This window comes from Haploplasma modicum ATCC 29102 (assembly GCF_000687835.1).
GTDB classification, from domain to species: domain Bacteria; phylum Bacillota_I; class Bacilli_A; order Acholeplasmatales; family Acholeplasmataceae; genus Haploplasma; species Haploplasma modicum.
Genome location: NZ_JHYB01000005.1, coordinates 27,052 through 50,075, shown reverse-complemented (window position 1 = coordinate 50,075; position 23,024 = coordinate 27,052). Strand labels below are relative to the sequence as shown.

21 protein-coding genes are annotated in these 23,024 nt (G+C 26.3%); 12 read left to right on the top strand and 9 right to left on the bottom strand.

Annotated elements, in window-relative coordinates; translation table 11 throughout:
* Together recF and T352_RS0104670 are read right to left on the bottom strand one after the other, a co-directional pair.
* Positions 1 to 1,029, bottom strand: coding sequence for a DNA replication/repair protein RecF (gene recF, locus T352_RS06575; protein ID WP_051615838.1), 1,029 nt, complete (start codon positions 1,027 to 1,029; stop codon positions 1 to 3).
* Complete coding sequence (locus tag T352_RS0104670; RefSeq protein WP_026391961.1) at positions 1,013 to 1,234, bottom strand: RNA-binding S4 domain-containing protein; 222 nt, start codon at positions 1,232 to 1,234, stop codon at positions 1,013 to 1,015. The genes recF and T352_RS0104670 overlap by 17 nt, the downstream gene beginning before the upstream one ends.
* Before the next feature lie 152 nt (positions 1,235 to 1,386).
* Here T352_RS0104670 and T352_RS0104665 point away from each other — a divergent pair, with 152 nt between their 5' ends.
* Together T352_RS0104665 and T352_RS0104660 are read left to right on the top strand one after the other, a co-directional pair.
* Entirely contained in the window at positions 1,387 to 3,168 is a 1,782-nt protein-coding gene (locus T352_RS0104665; protein WP_026391960.1) for a DUF4199 domain-containing protein, read from the top strand.
* Between the two features lie 51 nt (positions 3,169 to 3,219).
* Positions 3,220 to 3,885: a LemA family protein gene (locus T352_RS0104660; protein WP_026391959.1), complete on the top strand. Its 666-nt coding sequence runs from the start codon at positions 3,220 to 3,222 to the stop codon at positions 3,883 to 3,885.
* A 19-nt stretch (positions 3,886 to 3,904) separates the two neighbouring features.
* Here the strand turns inward: T352_RS0104660 and T352_RS06570 are convergent, their stop codons facing one another.
* Positions 3,905 to 5,719 carry a bifunctional diguanylate cyclase/phosphohydrolase gene (locus tag T352_RS06570; protein ID WP_156951200.1) on the bottom strand — a complete coding sequence of 605 codons (1,815 nt, stop codon included), beginning with the start codon at positions 5,717 to 5,719 and terminating at the stop codon, positions 3,905 to 3,907.
* Between the two features lie 346 nt (positions 5,720 to 6,065).
* On the opposite strand from T352_RS06570, the gene T352_RS0104650 reads away from it, so the two are divergent.
* Positions 6,066 to 6,734, top strand: a complete 669-nt coding sequence (locus tag T352_RS0104650; RefSeq protein WP_026391958.1) for a transposase — start codon at positions 6,066 to 6,068, stop codon at positions 6,732 to 6,734.
* Between the two features lie 152 nt (positions 6,735 to 6,886).
* Here T352_RS0104650 and T352_RS0104645 read toward each other — a convergent pair whose 3' ends face one another.
* From T352_RS0104645 to dnaA, 5 genes are all read right to left on the bottom strand, one after another.
* Entirely contained in the window at positions 6,887 to 8,557 is a 1,671-nt protein-coding gene (locus T352_RS0104645) for a ribonucleoside-diphosphate reductase subunit alpha (protein ID WP_026391957.1), read from the bottom strand.
* Between the two features lie 23 nt (positions 8,558 to 8,580).
* Positions 8,581 to 9,849, bottom strand: a complete 1,269-nt coding sequence (locus T352_RS0104640) for a ribonucleotide-diphosphate reductase subunit beta (protein ID WP_026391956.1) — start codon at positions 9,847 to 9,849, stop codon at positions 8,581 to 8,583.
* 284 nt (positions 9,850 to 10,133) lie between these two features.
* Entirely contained in the window at positions 10,134 to 10,715 is a 582-nt protein-coding gene (locus tag T352_RS06565) for a DUF5662 family protein (RefSeq protein WP_035345377.1), read from the bottom strand.
* Positions 10,715 to 11,848, bottom strand: a complete 1,134-nt coding sequence (gene dnaN / locus T352_RS0104630) for a DNA polymerase III subunit beta (protein ID WP_026391955.1) — start codon at positions 11,846 to 11,848, stop codon at positions 10,715 to 10,717. Before dnaN ends, T352_RS06565 begins: the two co-directional genes overlap by 1 nt.
* A 141-nt stretch (positions 11,849 to 11,989) precedes the next feature.
* Positions 11,990 to 13,345, bottom strand: coding sequence for a chromosomal replication initiator protein DnaA (gene dnaA / locus T352_RS0104625; RefSeq protein ID WP_026391954.1), 1,356 nt, complete (start codon positions 13,343 to 13,345; stop codon positions 11,990 to 11,992).
* Positions 13,346 to 13,718: 373 nt separating this feature from the next.
* On the opposite strand from dnaA, the gene rpmH reads away from it, so the two are divergent.
* From rpmH to T352_RS0104585, 8 genes are all read left to right on the top strand, one after another.
* Positions 13,719 to 13,853: a 50S ribosomal protein L34 gene (gene rpmH, locus T352_RS0104620; protein WP_026391953.1), complete on the top strand. Its 135-nt coding sequence runs from the start codon at positions 13,719 to 13,721 to the stop codon at positions 13,851 to 13,853.
* 89 nt (positions 13,854 to 13,942) lie between these two features.
* Positions 13,943 to 14,287, top strand: coding sequence for a ribonuclease P protein component (rnpA, locus tag T352_RS0104615; protein WP_026391952.1), 345 nt, complete (start codon positions 13,943 to 13,945; stop codon positions 14,285 to 14,287).
* Positions 14,287 to 15,831 carry a YidC/Oxa1 family membrane protein insertase gene (locus tag T352_RS06935; protein WP_051615836.1) on the top strand — a complete coding sequence of 515 codons (1,545 nt, stop codon included), beginning with the start codon at positions 14,287 to 14,289 and terminating at the stop codon, positions 15,829 to 15,831. Before rnpA ends, T352_RS06935 begins: the two co-directional genes overlap by 1 nt.
* Positions 15,831 to 16,451 (top strand): RNA-binding cell elongation regulator Jag/EloR, encoded by a 621-nt coding sequence (jag, locus tag T352_RS06555; protein WP_051615835.1) that lies wholly within the window; start codon positions 15,831 to 15,833, stop codon positions 16,449 to 16,451. The genes T352_RS06935 and jag overlap by 1 nt, the downstream gene beginning before the upstream one ends.
* A gap of 73 nt (positions 16,452 to 16,524) precedes the next feature.
* Entirely contained in the window at positions 16,525 to 17,493 is a 969-nt protein-coding gene (locus T352_RS0104600) for a hypothetical protein (RefSeq protein WP_026391951.1), read from the top strand.
* Positions 17,494 to 17,495: 2 nt separating this feature from the next.
* Complete coding sequence (locus T352_RS06550; protein ID WP_035345375.1) at positions 17,496 to 18,572, top strand: DNA recombination protein RmuC; 1,077 nt, start codon at positions 17,496 to 17,498, stop codon at positions 18,570 to 18,572.
* A 34-nt stretch (positions 18,573 to 18,606) separates the two neighbouring features.
* Positions 18,607 to 19,551, top strand: coding sequence for an L-lactate dehydrogenase (locus T352_RS0104590; protein ID WP_026391950.1), 945 nt, complete (start codon positions 18,607 to 18,609; stop codon positions 19,549 to 19,551).
* Between the two features lie 74 nt (positions 19,552 to 19,625).
* Positions 19,626 to 20,015, top strand: a complete 390-nt coding sequence (locus T352_RS0104585; protein WP_162151204.1) for an Hsp20/alpha crystallin family protein — start codon at positions 19,626 to 19,628, stop codon at positions 20,013 to 20,015.
* 61 nt (positions 20,016 to 20,076) lie between these two features.
* Here the strand turns inward: T352_RS0104585 and T352_RS0104580 are convergent, their stop codons facing one another.
* The gene (locus T352_RS0104580; RefSeq protein WP_026391948.1) at positions 20,077 to 20,541 is read right to left on the bottom strand and encodes a peptidylprolyl isomerase; all 465 of its coding nucleotides are present in this window, start codon (positions 20,539 to 20,541) and stop codon (positions 20,077 to 20,079) included.
* A gap of 103 nt (positions 20,542 to 20,644) precedes the next feature.
* On the opposite strand from T352_RS0104580, the gene T352_RS0104575 reads away from it, so the two are divergent.
* Positions 20,645 to 22,390, top strand: a complete 1,746-nt coding sequence (locus tag T352_RS0104575) for a M3 family oligoendopeptidase (protein ID WP_026391947.1) — start codon at positions 20,645 to 20,647, stop codon at positions 22,388 to 22,390.
* Positions 22,391 to 23,024: the final 634 nt, after the last annotated feature.

The window sequence follows — 23,024 nt, the reverse complement described above, 5'->3', positions numbered from 1 at the left end:
TTACATTTCTCCTTTTAATTCTAGTATTTTTACATTATTACTATCGATATTTATTGCACTATTTAAGATTATTTGCATATTCTCTGGCAAATTATCTAAAAACTTGTGCTTGATTTTATCGTCTAATTCGCTTAAAACGTCATCTAACAACAAGGTGATATTATCACTCGTTTTATTTTTTAAAACATTTATTAGCCCTAATTTCATAGAAATAACGATTAGTCTAATCTCACCTTGAGATGATTTATACGCATCTTCATTCATGAACGTTACTAAAAAGTCATCGCGGTGTGGACCGGACATAGTTGTCTTATATAAAATATCTTGTTTCTGATTATTTGTTAAATGATTTAAAAAAAACTCTTCTTTTGCATTTGGCAAATAATTTATTTCGATATTTTTATCTGAAAACAAACTATATATTTTCTTTGTTTCTAAGTTTAGTTCTTCTATGAACTCACTTCTTTGTCTAATAATCTTAATTCCTATTTCATAAAGTTTTGTTCCTAAAATATTTAAGAAAGTTTGATCATCATTAAGACTGATATTTTTAAGTAAAGCATTTCTTTGTTTTAAAATATTTTTATAGGTTGTCAGATTATTTAAATAATTTTTACTATATTTAATTATTTCATAATCAATAAAACTTCTTCTAACATGAGGTGAACCTTTAATTAAATTTAAATCTTCTGGTGAGAACATAATTACTTTTAATCTACCAATAACTTCGCTTAACTTTTTTGCCTCTTTGTTATTAATTAAAATTGATTTACCTTTTTCATGAATAACTATTTTGAAAATATCTTTATTAGTTTCCAAATGGATAATTCCAAATTTTTCATTTCTTTTTACTAAATCAAAATCATTATTTGTTCTATGAGACTTAGTTGTTGAAGTAAGATAAATACTTTCTAAAATCGTTGTTTTACCAGAACCATTTGGTCCCTTAATATAAATAAATCGATCATTTAGATCTAGTGATAAATTACTATGATTTCTAATATTAGTTAGATTAATCTTTTTTATCATACAGTAAAACAAAATCATCATTGCCTACTGTAACTATATCTTTTTCATATAATTTCTTACCACGCAATGAACATTGTTCGCCATTAATTTTTACAACATAATCTTGCAGAAAATATTTAGCCTCGCCACCTGAATTAATATAATCATTAGCTTTCAAAAACTGAGCTAGTGTCATAAATTCACCATTTAAATAAAAAGTTTTCATTTGAATACCTCATTTCTTCCTTATATTATATCATAATATAAGAAATTTGCACGTTTTTTTGTAACGAAGATACTTTTAATTTAAAACTATTTATTTACAATTAGAGCCAATTGTAGTATTATTAACTTAATGAAAAGAGGGGAGGGATTTATGTGGATGATCACATTTATGATCCTTTAATGGAATACAAAAACAAGTATGGGCCAAACCATAAAAAGAATGTTGAGGAATATTTTGATGAACTAGTTTTAAAATCAAATATCAATGTTGAGGAAAATAAAGAAACAATTAAAAAAATTAAAACACTAAATCATAAAAAAGAAACGACTAAGAGACAAATTTCAAAATATAATACATTTAGAATTTTGATGATACTTTTTATCGTAATTGTATTACTAATTTCGATTAAACTATTAGCAGATATTACTGCTACAACATCAATGGCTCTTGATGTAGGATTTATTGCAGTATCTTCATTAATTTCAGTTCTTTTTATTTTCTTAATTTTCAAAAAAATTAATCCATTACTTAAAAAATTAAAGACTGATTCAGATTTTATTAAAAATGAGATTAGTGAATTAATTAATTTAGCTAAGTCACAAATGAAGCCATTAAATGACCTATTTACCGATGAAATGGGTATTGAATTATTTAAAAAAACTATCCCCTTAATTAATCTAGATAGAATGTTTGATAGTAAAAGATATGACTACTTAGTAAATAAATTTGGTTTAGATGATGTCCCTGAACTAGATAGGTCTACTCTCTTTGTTAAATCTGGTGATATAAATGGTAATCCCTTTTATATCGCAAACGATTTAGTTCATACCTTAGGAACGAAAGCATATACTGGATCTATTATCATCTCCTGGGTTACATATACAACCGTTAATGGGAAAAGAGTTGCTCAAACAAGAACACAAACTCTAACTGAGACCATCTTAAAACCTTATCCATACTACAATGAACAAGCATATTTAGTTTATGGAAATGAAGCAGCACCTGATTTAAAATTTACTAGAGATGATTCCAATGCTGAAAATATGGATCAAAAACAAATTGATAAACATGTAAAGAGAGAAGAAAAAATACTAAGGAAAAAAGCGGAGAAAGACATTAAAAAGGGGGGTAACTTTACAACTCTTGCAAACTCAGAATTTGAAGTTTTATTTAATGCAACAGATAGAAACAATGAAGTACAATTTAGATTGTTATTCACTCCTCTTGCACAAAAGCAATTACTAGAATTAATGAAAGAAAAAACAATAGGTTATGGCGATAATTTTGATTTTATTAAAAACAAAAAAATCAATATTATTACTCCAGAACACTTAAATGGTGATGTCTTAAATGTTAATGCAAGTGAGTATTATGATTATGATTTCACTTTAATTAAAAGCAAATTTATTGATACAAATGTTTTATTCTTTAAAGCAGTTTACTTCACTTTCGCACCGATACTTGCAATCCCACTTTATCAGCAACAAAAGCCCCATGAATACATTTATAAAGATTTATATGATAGTTATGTTAGCTTTTATGAGCATGAGATTGTTGCTAATAAATTAGGTGAATCTAACCTTAGACATCCGGAGTCAAATACTAGAAATATTTTAAAAACAAGTATTGTATCAAGTAAAAATAATACTGATAAAGTAAAGGTTACAGCCTTTGGCTATAAAGCAATTAATAGAACTGAATTTAGAACTAGATTAGGTGGGGACGGGAGAATGCATACTATCCCTATTCACTGGGTTGAATATCTTCCGGTTACACAAGAATCAGTAATTGATATTAATATTGTTGAAGATAAGGAAAATAAAGATTATAAAGATCATTTAAACAACTTTATTAACAAATTAAAAAATAATGAAAAATTAGATGAGAATGAATTATTTTACTTAGGTAATTTTATTGCAAGAATAATTAAATAAAAAAAACTAAAAAAAATGGTATAATTAAAAAAAATAATGGAGGTATTAATTATGGCAAATGAATTAGATGAATTAACTGGAACAGTCAACGAACAAGGTCGTGACATTAACGTAATTGAAAAACAGATACCAGCAAAAGTTGGAGTAGGATCAACTATCTTTGAAATATTATTATGGTTCCCACTAATTATTCCTGGTCTTATCTTCCTTTTCATGAAAATAAGTGCAAGAAACTATTTAAAAGCATTACAACAAAAAATTCAACACAATGCATCTCAAATTGATAACTATTTAGAACAAAGAGTTGTTATCTTACAAAATGTTGTAGGTATTGTTGAAAAATCAATTGATTTAGATAAAGATGTTATGAAATCTGTTGCAATGTTTAGAGGTGGCGTTCATCCAACTGAAGAAACAAGAAATGAAGTCTCAGGTCAACTTGATCAAGCATTATCAAATGTGAGAATTGCATTTGAAGCTTATCCAGATTTAAAAGCACATCGCTCATTAGCTGATGCGATGCAACAAAACAGTTATCTACAAAAAGAAATAACAGCTGCACGTGAAGTTTATAATGATACTGTACTTAGATGGAACCAAGATATCTTTGCATGGCCAACAAAAGCTATTGTTGCTGCAAAAGCAGGTTATACAACAAGAATTCCATTTACAGCAAGTAGAGAGATAAAAGATCAAGCAAGAGCAAAATTCTTCTAATAAATAAAAGAAGCGAAATTTAAATCGCTTCTTTTTTTATCATTAAAATAAATTTCTGCCCAATTACTGGATCATATTTAGTTCCAAGTCCATCTTCTATTTCTTTTAATGCTTCTTCCTTGGTTAAAGCCTTTCGATACTTTCTATCTGATGTCATAGCATCATATGAATCAACTATTCTAATAATTCTAGATTTAAGTGGGATATCTTCACCCTTCAAGCCTCTTGGATAACCTCCGCCATCAAAGTCTTCGTGATGTGATAATACATCATTAGCAATAATTGAATAATCATAGACTAATGATAGTATTTGGTAACCTATTTCACAATGTCTTTTCATTAGTTGAAATTCCATTTTATTTAGTTTTCCTGGTTTATTTAATATTTCCTGGTCAATTCCAATTTTACCAATATCATGAAGTTTTGAAATTAAATCCAAAAGTTTTAGTTCTTTGAAACTAAGATTCAACATTTTCCCCAAATTGTTTGATAATCTTTGTACTCGATTGGAATGCTCAAATGTTTCAACTTCACTATCATGTAGAGTTTTAATTAAAGAATCAATATTTTCTTTTTGAATACTATGGCTATTTGTAATTTTATCAACATACATTAATTCTTCAGCAGCTAGTAGGGAATCCATAAAAGATTCATCACTTTTTTTAATTGCATGGCCGGCAGATATTGAAATTGGTAAATGAAAAATCTTAGTATTAAACAGCTTATCTTTTATATCTTTTATTAGTTTGTCAACATTAGTTAATGTGCGGCTTATAGAAACTATTTCATCACCACCAATACGGTATATTTTAGCTTCATACATACTTAACATGCTAGTAATCTCATTTGAAACAGTTTTAATTAATTTATCACCGGCTAAGTGTCCAAAAGCGTCATTAACTCTTTTTAACCCATTAACATCAAAATAAATAATTGAAATATCTGAAATATCATTTAATTTTTTAATACTTTTCTCAAAAAGATTTCGGTTAAAGAGTCCAGTAAGTGAATCATATTTACTATAATACTCTATCTCTGCTCTTTTTTTATATTCTTCACTAACATCTTCGCTATATACACATACACCAACTACAATACCCTTTAAATCTCTAATTGGACCATATGTTTCTTTTAAAATTTTATTACCATACTCACTAACTTCAATCACAATTGTATTCGTTTCACCTGATAAAGATTTGTCTAAATTTTCTTTCAACCTATTTTTAACTTTGTTATTTGTGACAAGTTCCAAGAAATTTTGACCAATTATTAATTTATTATCATAAAATTTCTTCATTTGATTACGGTGATGATTATTAAATGCTAAGTAATTATAATTAACATCAATTGCATAAATCTCAATATATTTTACTGAGTTTAATGTTGATTCAATTATAATATTATTTTCTTGAACTATTTTTCTTAAATGTTCATTCTCAGTATATCCATTTATGATTAAAACAATAAACGGATAAATAACTGGATAAATTAACCCAAATAGTAAAAAATCTAGTGAGGTTATTGAATAATCGATAATTAATAAATATGTAAAGATACTTAAAGTATTGGAAACTATTCCTGTAATAAAATAGTCTAAAAATTTATTTTTTTTCTTAAATTTATGTTTTAAAATCGTCCCCACTAAAATTGGAATAATAACATAAAATGCCTCAGCTAAAATATTTATACTTAAACCATCAATTATTATTCCAATAATTAATGTTGATAATGAACCTATTATTGATGGTATTATTCCTAAAAACATTGTAGTAAATATATAAAAAACATTTCTTGTATCTAGGATTATTAAATCATCTATATACCAAGGGAACATAAGGATTAAAAAAGATCCTATGATAATTAAAACTGATTTATATGTAATATCAAATATTTTATTTTTTATATTTTTATTGACAATAGTCAATAGTAAAAGAATCCCCGATAAAATAACTGAGTTTAAAATTAATAAAACTATTGGATTATTTATTAGTTCAATAATTGGAATATTAAAACCCTCTTCCAGCTAATTCTTTATTATAGTTTATATTTATTATACTATATAATATAATTTTTGAGTAATTGATTAATTTTAACACTGAATAGATATAAAAATGGGGCTGTAACGAAATGAACTTTGTTAAGCTCTAAAAGAAAAAGCCGCAAAGAATGATATAAGAATAATGTGGCTTACAGATGAAATAAGCCCAAGTCACCAAGCTATTGGTAACTTTATTAACAAACATCTTACTACAAGTTTAAAAGACATATTTAAAGAACTAAATGAATATATAATAAAAAATGATAATGTAAACACTGATATTATCTATATTGATGGCACAAAGATAGAATCTGTCGCCAATAAATATACATTTATTTGGCGAGGTGCAGTTGAGAAATTTGAATCTAAGTTACATTTAAAAATAACCAAACTAATTGAAAAGTTAAATAAAGAATATAATCCTTCAGGGATTAGTTTTAATGAGTATGATTTATATGAACTTAATTATTTGGAAAGTATAAAAGCATTTCTAGATAAGCAAATAGGATTATTAAATCCAGTGTTTGTCTATGGTTCAGGTAAAAGAAAAACATTACTACAACGCTTTTATGAAGAGAACTTAAACTACCAAAAAGAAGTAATTAAAAACTTGAAAAGTGAATTTGGAATAGAGTTAAGAGTTCAAAGATCAATTCAAGTTGAAGGAGCATTTGGTATGATAAAAGAAAATTATGGAATTAGAAGATTTAGACGAAAAGGCAATTTAAAAGTTTGGTTAGAGATGACTTTAACGGCAATTGGCTATAATCTCTTAAAATTCCATAATAAGAGATATAGAGTAACCGAATAGTTATCCAGTGGATAAGTTAATATTTTAACTAATCTTCTTTTAATATGTCTAGAAATAGACCTTTTTTATTATTTATCCACAATAAAATATAAAGAAAAGAGCTGTAAGCTCCTGAAGTATCAAAACTTCATTTCTTTACAGTCCCTTATATCTTAAGCTTCACAGACTACACATAACTTATCTTTACTAAATTGTTGTGCTGCATTTGTACTATGTTGATAATAAAGCGATTTAATATTATTCTCCCACGCAAATAAGTATAATTCATTTATTTCTTTTGCAGTTGATTTTGGATTAATCATTACGTTTAATGATTGGCTTTGATCAACGAATTGTTGTCTGGTTGCTGCTTGATTAATGATTATATATTGATCAATTTCACTAAATGTTTTAAATACTTCTTTTTCATGATCGGTTAAAAATGTTAAATGTTGGACTGAACCGTCATGATCTCTAATATCATTCCAAACTTCTCTTGTATCTTTACCATATTTTTCTAATACTTCTCTTAAGTATGGATTTCTAATTGTAACTTTTGTTTTAGCAACGTCTTTTACATAGTTATTTGACCAAATTGGTTCAATACTTTGTGAAACTTGACCTAGAATAAATGCACTTGAAGTAGTAGGAGCAATTGCAGTTAGAGTTGTATTTCTTCTACCATATCCTTTTAATACTTCTGGTTCACCATATAATTTAGCTAATTCTTTTGAAGCATTGTGTGCTTTTGTATTTATAAGTTTAAATATTTGAGCATTTAGTTTAAGTGCATCCATACTTTCAAAAGAGATCATCTTTGATTGTAAATATGAGTGCCAGCCAAGTGCACCAAGACCAAGAGCACGATTTGCTTTTGCAAAATTATATGCTTTTTCCATAAAGAAGAATGCTAATTTATCTTCTTTTCTTTCGGAATCTCTTAAATTTTCTAACTTATCAATAAAATCAGTCATAACTGCATCTAAGAAATAAATCATTGTTTCAACAGCATCTGTATCTTTCCATTCATCATAATATAAAATATTCATTGATGATAAATTACATACGAATGACCATTCTTCATTATTAGGTAATGCAATTTCACTACATAAGTTAGAGTGATTAATTTTTAAGTTTTTATCTTTATAAACATCAACAGTATTTTTATTAACTGTGTCTGTAAAGAAGATATATGGATAACCAATTTCCACTCTTCTTTGGATTACTAAAGCCCAAATAGCTCTTTTTTCAGGATCTCCAGCAATCATTTCTTCCATCCATTTATCAGTTACAGTTACAGCATGTGTTAACTCTTGAATTGGATTACCTTCTGTTCCAATATTTAAAAATTCTAAGATATCTTTATGATCAATAGGTAAATATGGTGAGAATCTTCCTCTTCTAGTTGAACCTTGTGATACTACGTCAATTATTGTTTCAAATAACTTCATAAAATGAACTGATCCTGAAGAACTACCATTATCAGTAATTGCTGCACCACGTGGTCTAATATCACCAAAATAACCACTTGTTCCACCACCAAATTTACTCATCATTCCGATTTCTGATTGAGTATATAAAATAGAACCCATATTATCTGAAATATGTGACCCAAAACAACTTATTGGTAAACCTTTTTTAATTCCAAAATTTGCCCAAATTGGAGATGATAACGAATAAAATCCTTGTTCCATATAATGATAAAATTTCTTTGCAAAACCATCAATCTTTAAAATTTCTTCTGCTTTATTAGCAATATTTTTGATTCTATCTTCAGCAGTAACTCCTTCTGTTAAGTAACCTCTTGACAAAAATAGTTTACTGTTCTCATTTAACCACTTCATTATTTTTCCTCCAATTTTTTTATTTAAAACAAATCGTCCCCTGTAATACTTCTTGTTCTTTTACTATAATTAATTGATCTCTTAATAAAGAAGTCAACATGTTTTGTTGCTACAACTTCATCATCAAACCAGTCTGTTTGTTCTACTAATTTTTCATCAACTTCAAATATTTTATTATATCCAATACTTAATAATGAGTTATTTAAGCGGTTTTTAACAAATTCCTTAACTAATTTTTTAGGTAAGAAATCTAAATCACCTTTCTCATAAATCCAGTCAATAACAATTTCTTCACTTCTATATGCTTCCTTGCATGCAGCAATAACTTCTTGTTCTAAATCATGATTAAACCATTCTGGTTTTTCACTTCTAATTACATTTATTAATTCAATTCCAAATAATCCGTGAATTTGTTCTTCTTTAGAAGTTGCTTCAATAGCATTACTCATTCCTTTAAATAAATTTTCATATTTATTAAATGCCATGATTATTAAAAACTGACTAAATAGTGAAACATGCTCTATAAACAATGAAAATAATAAAATTGATAGTGTAAAATCTCTATCACTTTCAGTTTTTGCTAACTGGGCACTTTTTGTTAAATAATCAACTCTTTGCATTAATTCAGGGATATCTTTAATCTTTTCAAACTCATTATTTAGGCCAAGAATTTCTAATAAATGTGAGTATGCATCATGATGTCTAACTTCACTTTCTGCAAATGTATAACCTACTGAACCTATCTCTGGTTTAGGTAATCTATGATATAAGTCACCCCAGAAAGTTTTTACTGCTACTTCAACTTGTGCAATAGCAAGCATTGCATTTTTAATAACATTTCTTTCATTTTCATTAACATTTACTTTGAAGTCATGAATATCAGAAGTATAGTTAAATTCAGTATGTAACCAGTAAGAGTGTTGAATAGCTTCTTTATATTCTTCTAGACTTGGATATTCATATGGTTTTAAATTTAATCTAAATTTAAAGATATCTGGTTTTCTTGCTTGATTTCTTTTCTCACGATATAAAATATATGCTTTAGCTGTATTTTTATATGGTGAATCAAGAAGTACTCTTTCAACTGTATCCTGTACCGTTTCTACTGTTAAATTTTCATAGTCATTATTTTTTTCAACTAATAATAATACTTCATCTGTTAATTTTTTTGCTTCTTTTTCTCCAAACTCACCAGTTTGGTTTCCTGCTTTTAAAATTGCTGCAGTAATTTTACTTGTTTCAAAACTAACGGTTAAACCGTTTCTTTTAGTTATTAACTTTGGTAACCCCATTTATTCTCCCCCATCTATCATTTTCAAGTTTGATTATAACATAGGATTTTAACTTCAAACAATCGATATGATAACTTTTTTTTCTTCAATGTAACATTTTTAAAATATTTAAAATATACCGTTTTTTAAGCACTTTTATTAAATAACTAATATACTTACAAATATTTATAAAAGTTAGTATTTTGCTTATTTTTTTGTGTTTCTTAGTAGGTTTAGCCTTATTTTTAAAATATAGATAAAAAAATAAAGAAATCAAATGATTTCTTTAAATTATTAATTAATATTTAAATATTAAAATTGCTTGAATTTTCATATAATTTTTTTAGTTTTTTCTTATTTTTTCTGATTTCTTTTAAACTATCTGTATATGATACAGAATCACGTGCAATAAGAGTAAATAAGTATCTAAGTAATTTATCTGTATCTTTATGATATATCCTTCTTGGATATGTTTTTAGATAATATTCAAGCGGCATTTTTTTATTCCATGTTTTTTTATTATATGTTTTTCCTGCACCTATAAAATCTGCGACCATTTCTAAAACATATTTAAAAGGAATTTTAACACCATATGCAATACTCTCATATGGACTTACTGTTTTATAATCAATCCAATATTCCCAGTGATGAGGATTTTTATTTTGATGGTGTTGCCAAGCATAAGAATAACCAAGTTCTTGTTTCTCATTTTCAATTGGGCTTTGTTTACCATTTGAATATTTAAATCCTACTTTTAATTCTTTAATACTGAATTTACTTAAATCATGAGTTAATCCTTGATAGTATAACCCCATTTTAAAACAAGCTTTTCTAACTTCTCTTCTATGTTTAAAAACTGTTTTAAGATGTCTTGAAACATTAGACATTAGTCAATTCTAACTGGTAATATTAAGTGAAGTAGAGTTGGATCTTCATTTGTATTAACTACAAAAGGTTTAATTTCTCCAGCAAAATTCATATTAACATCTACAGCATTAAATGTTTTTAGTGCTTCAATTAAATGTCTTGAGCTAAAGGCAATATTAATAATACTTCCTTTTATATCACCACTTGGTAAAATAACTTCATTTGCATCACCAATTTCTTGGTTGTTTGATGTAATTTCAACTGTATGATCATTATTTAATTTAAATTTAATAATATTATAATTTGTTTCCTTATCTTTTGGTGATAATAATGAAACACGTTCAACAGTTTGAAGTAATTCATCTTTATTAAAAGGTATTACAACAGCAAAGTCTGTTGGGATAATTCTTGATGTGTTTGGGTATGTTCCTTCAAGTAAACTACTTTGGAATAATACATTACCAATTTTAAATAAGATTTTATTAATACTTACATATATTTGAACATCTAGTAAACTTGTATCTAAGATTTTACTTAATTCATCTAAACTCTTACTTGGAATAACAATATCAAAATTATCAATGTTTGATCTTATTTTTAAGATTTTTTGACTTAATCTATAACTGTTTGTTGCTACTACATGTAATTCATTATTATTGAATTTAAAGTTAACACCGGTTAAGATTGGTCTTTTTTCATTAGTAGAAGCAGCATAACTTGTTTCTCTAATAATTGATTTTAATAATTCAACATCAATTGTTAAAGGTTCAGTTACATTGGTTAAAAAATCTACTTCTGGATATTCACGGTAATCCATAAGTCTTAATTTAAATTCAGATCTATCTGCTTTAATAACAATTATTCTATCTTCAATTAAAGTAAACTCAATATGTTTTGAATTAACTTTTCTTACAATATCAATTAAGTATTTACCTGGAACTACAACAACTCCACTTTTCTTAACTTTCAAGTTTTCCTCTTCTATTAATACTTGAATAGCAATATCAGTATTATTAGATGTAAGAATAATATGATCTTCTTTTACATCGAATTTAATATTAGTTAAAATAGGTAATGAAGTTTTGTTTGGTAATGCTTTTTGCATAATAATTAAATTTTCTAATAATGTTTCTCTATCGATTGAAAATATCATTTTTTTACCCCTTTTATTTATTATTTTTTAATATTATTACTACTATTAGTCAGTGTTAGTATGTGGATAACTAACAACAATGGCTTTATTACATAGTTATTATACCATATTTATCAACATTTGTTAAACATTTAACCAACATTAGTTTGTGTTTAACTTTTTATTAATTGTTTGAATTGCAACCTTTAAACTGTTGTCAATTTTTAATTCATTTTCAATTTTTTCACAAGCTGTTAAGACTGTTGAATGATCTCTGCCACCAAATAGTCCACCAATTGTTGCATAAGGAATATTATATCTATCTTTAATAATATACATAGCAATATGTCTTGGCACAACAAACTTATTCTTTCTACTTTTTCCAATTAATTCATCAACTGATATCCCATATAAGTCACTAACTATACTTTGAACTTTATCATAGTTATTTTCGTTTAATGAATCACTTGTTTTCTTTGTTTTTAGTAAAGGAATTAAAGCTTCTTTAGCAATTTCTAAATTTAATTCTGAATTATAAGATAATGAATAAAATAATACTCTTTTTAAAGCTCCTTCTAATTCTCTAATATTAGTTACAAAGGACTGAGCTATAAATTCTAAGACATCAGTATTAATTTCATGAAATTCTGAAGTTTCAGCCAATAATTTACGTTTTAAGATAGCAATTCTTAGTTCTTGATCAGGAACTTGGATATCAACTGATAATCCAACTTGAAATCTTGAAGTAAGTCGGCTCATAATATCTTTTAGTTCACTAGCAGGTTTATCACTAGTTATAACAATTTGTTTATTTTGATGATATAAAAGATCAAATAATTTAAAAAACTCCATTTGAGATTTTTGAGCCCCAGCTAATATTTGAATATCATCGACTAATAAGACATCTAAATCATGATATTTATTATAAAAATCCTGCATTTTATCTTGTCTAACGTGAGTTGAATAATCTTCAATAAAAGTGTCTGCTTTTACATATAAAACTCTCGATTCCACATTAGTATCTAATATATAGTTACCGATTGCTTGCATTAAGTGAGTTTTACCTAGTCCAACATCCCCAAAAATATATAAAGGGTTAGCTACAAACCCTGGTTGATCAGCAACTTTCATTGCCATTCTGAAAGGGAAATTATTACTCTTACCAACAACAAAACTATCAAATGAATATGTAGCATTTAAATTACCAATGCGATATTTTTGTTCAATATTACGATCTGGAGTTGTAAGAGTATCTTCTGGTAAAAGTTCTTTTTCAGTAACAAACTTAAATCTAATCTTTTCACCATAAAAATATTCAGCTAATTCATTAATTTTTAACAAATAAAATTGATTTATTCTATTTTTAATAAAATCGTTAGCAACAATTATAAAAATATTTCCATTTAAATATTTATGAGTTTTTGTTAAAGGCTCAAAAGTATCCTGATAAGTCTCTTCTTCTAAGGTATTTTCTAATTCAGTTAATATTTTTTGCCATAATTCATCATATTTATTCATTTAATACACACCCCTTGAAATTCTACAATTATGATATCATAGATAAAACAAATATTAATAAAATCTTATCAACAAAAAATGTGGATAACTTTATAGTTGATATTTATAATTGTTAATTAAATGTGGTTAAAGTATGATTCCGATTGCCTTATAAAGGCTTTTATTAAGTTTCCCACAAACCCACAATAGATATTTTTTGTTGATAAGTTATCCACAATGTTAAAAACAAAATAAACATTTTATCAACATTTTATATTTTTATAATAATGTGGATAATTTTTTTTATTAAAAGTAATAAATATAGGTTGACAAAAAGTAATAATAACGATATAATAAAAAATGCATGATTTCGCAAAAGAAAGGTGGTTTCATAATGAAAAGAACATATCAACCAAATAATCGTAAACGTAGCAAAACTCACGGATTTAGAGTTAGAATGTCAACAGTTGGTGGACGCCGCATCATCGCTAACCGTCGTAAAAAGGGACGTAAAAAATTAGCAGTTTAAAAAATTACATTTTAAAACACTTGGATTACTTGATTAAAATGATTATGCCAATTATTTTATTTAAGTAATCTTTTTTTTAGAATAATAAAATGAAAAAAGAATATATTATAAAGAAAAAAAGCGAAATCGATCAACTTTTTAAAAGTAAATTAAAAAGTTACAATAAATATTTTATGATTTTTCTAAAAAAAAGTAATTTAAATGTTAATTTTAGATTTGCAATGTCAATAGGTAAAAAATATGGTAATGCAGTCGAACGAAATAAAATTAAACGACAAATCAGATCTATAATAAGACTAAATCAAGGATCTATAAAAGTAGATAATGATTTTGTTATTGTTATTAGACCTAATGCCAATATTTTGAGTTACCAGGAAATAGAAAGTTTAATAATTGAATTATTATTAAAACTAAAGATAATGGAGACTGATTAATGAAAAAAATTAATAAGATTTTATTACTAGTGGTGTTACTAGCAACAACACTAATGCTTACTTCATGTAAGAAAGCAGACACATCACCAATTTTTCCCTTTTATGATTTAGATGTCAATAATTTACTAGTTGATGAAATTGATGAATCTAAAAAATTAGAGTCATTAAGTTTTTATAAATTACTTGCAACTGGTGGATTAGATAAAATTACTTTATCTGAAGCAGATGGTATTACATATCTACTTAACGGTGATGATACAGCGTATACTAAAGATGAATTAGTAGCAAATGGTAAGTCTGTAGCTGATGCAGTTGCAAAAAATTATACATATACTATTAAATATGATTATAAAGTAAAAAAAGAAACTATTTCATATAATAAAGATTTTACAATTACACAAATTGAAAAAGGTAATCATGATAAAACTACTAAATATATTGATTACTTAAAATTTGATGATAAAGGAAAAGTTAAGGCAAATGGAATAATTTTAACAAATAGTTACTTATTTGAAGGAAAAAACATTGATTTTAATGTTATAAATGGAACAAGTGTTGATTTAATTGATACAGATAATTTAACTTTTACAGGTTTTCCTGTTGGAGATGAATTAATTGAAAATAAAAAATATATCAATCATAAAACATTTGATTTAAAAGCAAATGATGAAGCAGGTAATGAATTTGATTTCCAAATTAGATTACAAGCAACAGCAACACCAATAAGTGTTAAGACATCATCATTTTGGAACTGGATTTTCTTACAAACACCAATTGCGTTTGTAATGTCATTATTAGGAAAGATTTTCTTTAACTCATTTGCAGTCGCAATTTTATTTACAACAATTATTGTTCGTACACTTGCATGGCCAATTTATGCAAAAACGAACGATATGTCAATGAAAATGAGTGTTGCACAACCAGAAATTGATCGACTACAAAAGAAATATGCAGCAAGAAAAGATCCTGAGAGTCAACAAAAGATGCAAATGGAAATGATGCAACTATACAAAAAACATAATATTAATATGTTTGGTTGTTTATTACCATTTTTACAAATGCCAATCTTCTTTGCAATGTTTGAAGTTGTAAAAAGAATTACAATTCCAGGTGGTCAATTCTATACAAGTGTTCATAACACAAAATTCTTAGGTACAGATCTTGCATCTGGCGGAACTGTTGCTAAAATAATCTTTACAGCACTTGTAGGTATTACAATGTTTGCATTACAAAAGATTTCACAAGTGAAACCAAGTTATGCAAAAAATACGCAAGGTAAACCAAACCCACAAGGTCAACAAACAGAACAAACAATGAAAATGGTAAGTTTCTTTATGATTTTCATGATGATTATGACAGCTTATGTAACACCAGGACTTGCTTTATCATATTACTGGATTATTGGTAACGTGTATTCAATTTTACAAACTTTAATTAATAAGAGAATAAATGAAAATAAATATAAAAAATTACAAGAAGAAAAATTGTATGGAGCATCACGTCAAATAATTGATGCAAAAGTAAGTAAGAAAGGTGACAAGTAATGCTTAAAAAAGTAGAAATTGAAGCGAAAAATTTAAATGAAGCTCAAAAGAAAGCTGTACAAATATTACGTGTTCCATTGGAAAAAATTACTTTTGAAGTAATAAAAGAAAAAAAAGGTATTTTAGGAATTGGTAGTTCAGCTACTTACCTAGCAAGTTTAAATTTAAATTTAGGTTTAGAAGGAAAAGAATATTTAGAAAGAATCTTTTCAGGTTTAGATATTGAAGCTAAAATGGAAATGCGTTCAAAAAATGAAGGTATGGAAATATATTATACAATTAAGAGTGATGAAAATGCATTATTAATTGGAAGAGATGGTAAAACTCTAAAAGCTATTCAATACTTATTAAGAAACTACTTAAGTATGTTTAGTGAAGAATTTGTTGTAGTAAATCTAGATATTGGAAACTACAATGAAAACAGAAAAAAACAATTAGAAATTATTGCAACAAAGACAGCTAAAGAAGTTGCTAAAACAAAAATTGAAGTTAAGTTAGATCCAATGAATTCATATGAAAGAAGAATTATTCATGCTAAATTAGCAGAGTGGAGAGACGTAACTACTACTTCAGTTGGTGAAGGCGAACATCGAGCAATAATAATAAAACCTGTAAAATAATTAATATTAACGGTTACTAATTAAGTAATCGTTAATATTTTTTTATGTTATAATTACATACAAAGGTGATACTATGAAAACAACAAAAAAGATCTTTAAACTAATATTGTTACTTGCACTTTTTGGAATAATATATAGCTTTTCTTTTACTACATATGAAAACATAAAAGTAAATAACATGATTAAAAAATTTAAAAAAAGAGCTGATCTAAATAGTGAAGTACTAATAAATGTTACTAATGGTGGGGAGAGTTACTACCGAAGATATTTAGAAGTTCCACGTGAAACATCGAAAGAATTAAATGATCAAAAAAATGTATTTAATGATTTTGAAAAAAATGAATTAGGAAGAAATGGTGACATATTTGTAACAAGAGATTCACCATTTCCAGAAAAAGTTTTAATTCATAATTTTGTTTCATATTATTTTGGTGGGCACTCAGCATTATTATATTATGAAAATAATAATCCAAACTTTATTGAGGCAACTGGATTTCCAACCTCAGATGAATCTATTTTTGATTATATCTTTAATAAAGGTAATGCCATACATGATCTACACTCAACTGTAAGTGTAAATACGGCCAATTACTGGACTACTCCAAATAGACTTAATGAATATTATTTTGATATGTTTTACCGTGACAAATATATAGGACTTAGACAAGTTAAAGATATTGATGATGATTTATACGAACAATATATTGATGAAGCAATCAATAAAACATATGAAAAAGTTGAAAGTGATAGCTTATATAATTTCTTATTCTTCATCAATACGAGATATAAATATTATTGTACTGATTTACTAGGTAGATCATTTGATGAAGCATACAATAAAGTAGTAAATGATAAACAAGAATATAAGTCAAAAGGATATGCTAAAAAGATGAATGATGATGGTTTTATCTCAAGTGTTAATGACTTAATATTATCTAAGGATACTTTTATTCATTTTTATGTAGAAATTAATGAAGAGATATTAAATGATGAAAAGGTAATTGTTGAGACTATTTATTATTTAAGTGATGTTGAGGTATAGTTATGGAACTTTATATATTAATTGGAATAGTTGTTTTACTAATATTAGTTATTCTTATCTTAATCTTTAAAAAGGATAATAAGAAAACTAAAGATGTTAATTTTGAGTTATTACTAAGGGATGAATATAATAAATTAAAAATTGATTTACTTCAAATAACTAACAATACAAATAAAGATAATAAAACTGATCTAGTAGTTTTACAAAATGAATTATTTAAGCGAATTGATGAAAACTTTAACAATGTAACAAATAGAGTAAATAATAAACTTGGTGATAGCTTTAAGAAAAGTGATGAAACATTTATAGGTGTTACTGAAAGATTAGTTAAGTTAGATGAACAACATAAATATATTGAAAAATTATCAAGTGAAGTTTTACAACTAAATAATTTACTAACAGATAAATCAAGTCGTGGTGCTTTTGGTGAGGTTGTTTTAGAACAAGTAATATATTCTGTTTTTCCAGATAACTCAAAACTTGTTGAAAAACAAAAAACATTATCAAATGGTAGAAGAGTTGATATAATACTTCACGCTCCAATGCCACTTGGTTCTATTTGTATTGATTCTAAATTTCCTTTAGAAAACTACCGTGCAAGCACCGATTGTTCACTTTCAAGTGAACTTAGAGATAAAGCAAGAAAAGAATTTATAAAAAATGTTAAACAACATATTATAGATATAAAAAGTAAATACATAATTGAAGATGAAACTTCAGATCAAGCAATGCTCTTTGTACCATCTGAAGCAATTTTTCTAGATATTGTAAATAAACATTATGAATTGATTGAATATGCAAATAGTAATAAAGTTTGGATAGTCTCGCCGACAACCTTACTTTCAACTCTTTCAACAATTTTAATAGTTTTAAAAAATATTGAACAAAATAATAAAACTTCAGAAATAATTAAAGAACTAAAATTACTTTCTACTGAATTTACTAGATACTATGATAGATTTGAAGAGCTAGACAAACTTTCAAATAGATTGACGGATAGTATAAAAGATATTAAAATAACAAGTGACAAGATAAGTAAGAGATTTGATAGTATTGAAAAAGGAAATTTTGATGAATAATTTTTAATTATAAAAATTATAAAGGAGAGAAAAAATGTCTAAAAGTAAAATAGTAATTATCGGTACTGGTTTAGTAGGAATGAGTTATGCTTATTCTTTAGTTAATCAAGGAGCCGTTGAAGAATTAGTGTTAATTGATATTAACAAAGATAAAGCAGAAGGTGAAGCGATGGATTTAAATCATGGTCTTAGCTATGCACCTAGAAAAATGAAAATCTATGCAGGTTCATACCATGATTGTAAGGATGCTGATATTGTTGTTATTACTGCTGGTGTTGCTCAAAAAGATGGTGAAACTAGATTAGATCTATTAAATAGAAATGCCATAATCATGAAATCTGTTGTTTCAAACATTATGACTAGTGGGTTTGATGGAATTATTTTAGTAGCTTCTAATCCTGTTGATATTTTAACTTATGTTGCCTGGAAAGCATCAGGACTTCCAAGTAGCAAGGTAATTGGTAGTGGTACTGCCCTTGATACAGCAAGACTTAGATTTGAAATCGCAGAAAAAATTAACGTATCAGTTAAAAACATTCATGCATATATACTAGGTGAACATGGTGATACTGAATTTGTTTGTTGGTCAAATGCTTATATTGGAGTAAAACCACTTAAAGAAGTAATTGATACAGTTCCTGAAATTGAGTTTGGTGAATTTAATGATATCTATTTAAGAGTAAAAAATGCAGCATATGAAATTATTAAACGTAAAAACTCAACCTACTACGCAATAGGAATGACTTTAGTTAATATTACTCAAGCAATCTTAAGCAATGAAAACAGAATTATTCCAATTTCTGTTTATAATGGCGGAGCTTATAATATTGAAAATGATTTATATATAGGATTACCTGCAATTTTAAATAGAAATGGCGTAAAAAGAGTTGTTAGCTTAAAGCTAGATCAAGAAGAAGATAAGTTATTAAAGCATTCAGCTGACACATTAAAAGACTTACTTGATACTATGACTTTTTAATGCTTTTTACTTGCAAGAATTTAAATATAGGAATATAATTACATTGTACCAAAGGTACAAAAAGGAGTGTAATTATGTTAGAAGTAAGTAAAAGAGGTAAAAACTTCTTTAGTGACTTCTTTGATGATTTAATTACTACTGATAACAATTTAATGAAAACAGACATCAAAGAAGTAGATGGACGTTATGAGTTTTTAATTGATTTACCTGGATATAAAAAAGAAGATATTAAAATATCGATTAAAAACAATTATTTAACTGTTGAAGCAGTTAAAGAAGAAATCTTAGATGAAGAAAAGAAAGACTTCATTAAAAAAGAAAGACATTATGGATTAATTAGTAGAAGTTTCTATGTTGGTGATGTAACAATGAAAGATCTAAAAGCATCATATAAAGATGGTACTTTGAAAGTTGACTGCAAGAAAGTAACTGAAGAAAAAACTAAATACTTAGATATTGAGTGATAGAAAGACTTAGGTCTTTCTATTTTTATATAAAAAAATAAGTAGATAAACTACTTATTAATTAAATAAAGCTAATTGATTCAATTACAACAGGACTAAGTGGTGCATCGTAAGCATTTGTTTTTTCATTAGCAATTCTATCTACTACTTCAATGCCTTCAATAACAATTCCAAATGCAGCATACTGTCCATCTAGATGTGGTGAATCTTCATGCATAATGAAAAACTGACTTGTTGCTGAATCTTTAACCATAGTACGTGCCATTGAAATAACACCTCTTGTATGTTTTAAGTCATTTTTAACGCCATTTGCCATAAATTCACCTTTAATAGGATTAAGCTGTTCATTTCCAGCTCCACCTTGAATCATAAAACCTTTAATGATACGGTGAAACACAGTATTATCAAAATAGTTTCGTTCAATTAAGCCAACAAAATTATCAAATGTGATTGGTGCAGTTTCTCTGTCTAACTCCACTTTTATTTCGCCAAAGTCTTTTACTTTTATTAATATTTCTTTTTTCATTCCATCAAATCCTTTCAATCTTAAATATTATACCAAAGAAAAATTGATAATATAAGATAAATGATGTAAAATATATAATAATTATTAGAAAAGAGGAACTTATATGAATTGGAATTTAGATGACTTATATAAAGGATTTGATGATCCTAAGTATGAACTTGATGTTTTAAAGGTAGAAAAGCTTATTAAAGAGTATAATAATTTACCAAATATGTTTGAAAAAAATGATAGGTTAGATGTTATTTTAGAATATATTAAACTAAATGAGGAATTAACCGTATTAACAAGGACTTTATTTTCATTTAATAGTCTTTCTAATTCAGTTGATGTAAGTAATCAAAAATCATTAGTAAATATGGCTAAATTATCAAAAATGTTAAATGAAACTACTGAAGCAAGTGTATTATTTAATAGATTTTTAAAAGATATTGATTTAAATTTATATCTTAATAATGAAATAATTAAAAATAATTTATTTCAATTAGAAAAAATCAAAAAAAGCTCTAAATATTTATTAACTGAAAAAGAAGAAATTATGTATGCAAAGTTACAACAAGTCTCATCAAGTTCATGGAGCCAGTTACAATCACTCTTAACTTCAAAACTAGATGTCAGTTATAATGATAAAACAATCACACTACCAGAGGTTAGAAATCTTGCTTATGACAATAATGCTAAAGTTAGAAAAGATGCTTATTATAGCGAATTAAAGGCTTATGAGAAGGTTGATGAAGTAGTAGCAATGGCACTTTCAAATATTAAAAGAGAAGTTGTAATCATGAATGATATTAGAGGGTATAAAGATGTTTATGAGCCAACATTAATTAGATCAAACATGGAAAAAGCAACACTTGATGCTATGATTAGTGCAATGAAGGATTATAGACCATACTTTGAAGAATACTTAATTGCTAAAGCTAAATATTTAGGACATGATAATGCATTACCATTTTATGATTTATTTGCACCAGTAGGTAAGTTAGATAAAACATATACATATGATGAAGCAAAAGATATCGTAATAAACAGTTTTAATAGTTATAGTGAAAAATTAGGAAATTACGCTAAAAAAGCATTCGATTTAAACTGGATTGATCCATTTCCTAAAAAAGGTAAAAGAGGAGGGGCATTTTGTAGTAATCAACCCCAATTAAAACAAAGTAGAATTTTATCAAACTTTACTGGATCTCTTTCAGATGTATCTACTCTTGCTCATGAGTTAGGCCATGGTTATCATGGTGAAGTTATAAGTGATAATACACCACTGAACTGGAGTTATCCAATGCCACTTGCAGAAACAGCATCAATTTTCTGTGAAACAATTGTTACTAATCACTTATTAAGTAATATTGATAATGATGAGGAAAGACTTCAAGTATTAGAAATTGCACTTCAAGGTGATACTCAAGTAATTATTGATATTTTATCGAGATTTATTTTTGAAGATAGTATCTTTAAGTTAGCAGATGGTCCGATTAGTAAAGAAGAAATGAAGAAATTAATGGTAGAAGCACAAAAAGAAGCATATGGTAAAGGATTAGACAGTAACTTCTTACATCCATATATGTGGTTAAATAAAGGACATTACTATAGTGCAGGTTTAAATTTCTATAACTTCCCATATGCTTTTGGATTATTATTTGGTAAAGGCTTATATAGTAAATATTTAGAAGATAAGGAATCATTTATTTTAAATTATGATAAATTACTAAAACTAACAACAATGGCAAGTGTTGAAGATGTTGCTAAATCAATGAATATTGATGTTACAAAGAAAGATTTTTGGATTTCATCATTAGAATTAATTAAAAAGGATATTGATGAAGTAATTAGATTATTAAATAAATAATATAAAAACTAGGCTATTAGATAAAATATCAATAGCACTAGTTTTTTTATGATTTTTACATAATATTATTATTGATAAATGATATTTTAAGAATATACTCAAACTATCAATTAAGAAAGCGTATAGTAATACTGAAATCTTGGAAAGTTTAGAGTTAGGAAATATAAGCCCTAGAAAAGCTTATAAACTATCTATAAGAAAGTAAAAAGAAGAGCACATTTTTTAAAACTAAAATAACAAGTTATGAATCTAAAGCGATAAATACTTTTTTAAGTATTATATTTTTACTACCACTTCCAGTATTTATATTTAAACTATTTTTAAAAAAAGGGCAAGATAAAGAATTTAAAAAAATAAATTCAAAAGTAAAGTTTTAAAAAATAAAAATTTTAGTTCTCATATTGACGGATTTAATATCGATATCGATGAAATAATAGAACTATCTAGTTCTGGAATAATTGGTGAGATATAAATATAGATAGTGCGAAAGGCGATACTGTTAAAATAGTTATTGAGTAAGTTTTAAAATCTAAGTCTATTAAAGAGTTAGGTTTTTTTAATGTTTTTAAATAAGTATAATTAATCATTATAGATTATTTGTTACGTGATATAATATTAATGATTAAAAAAGGAA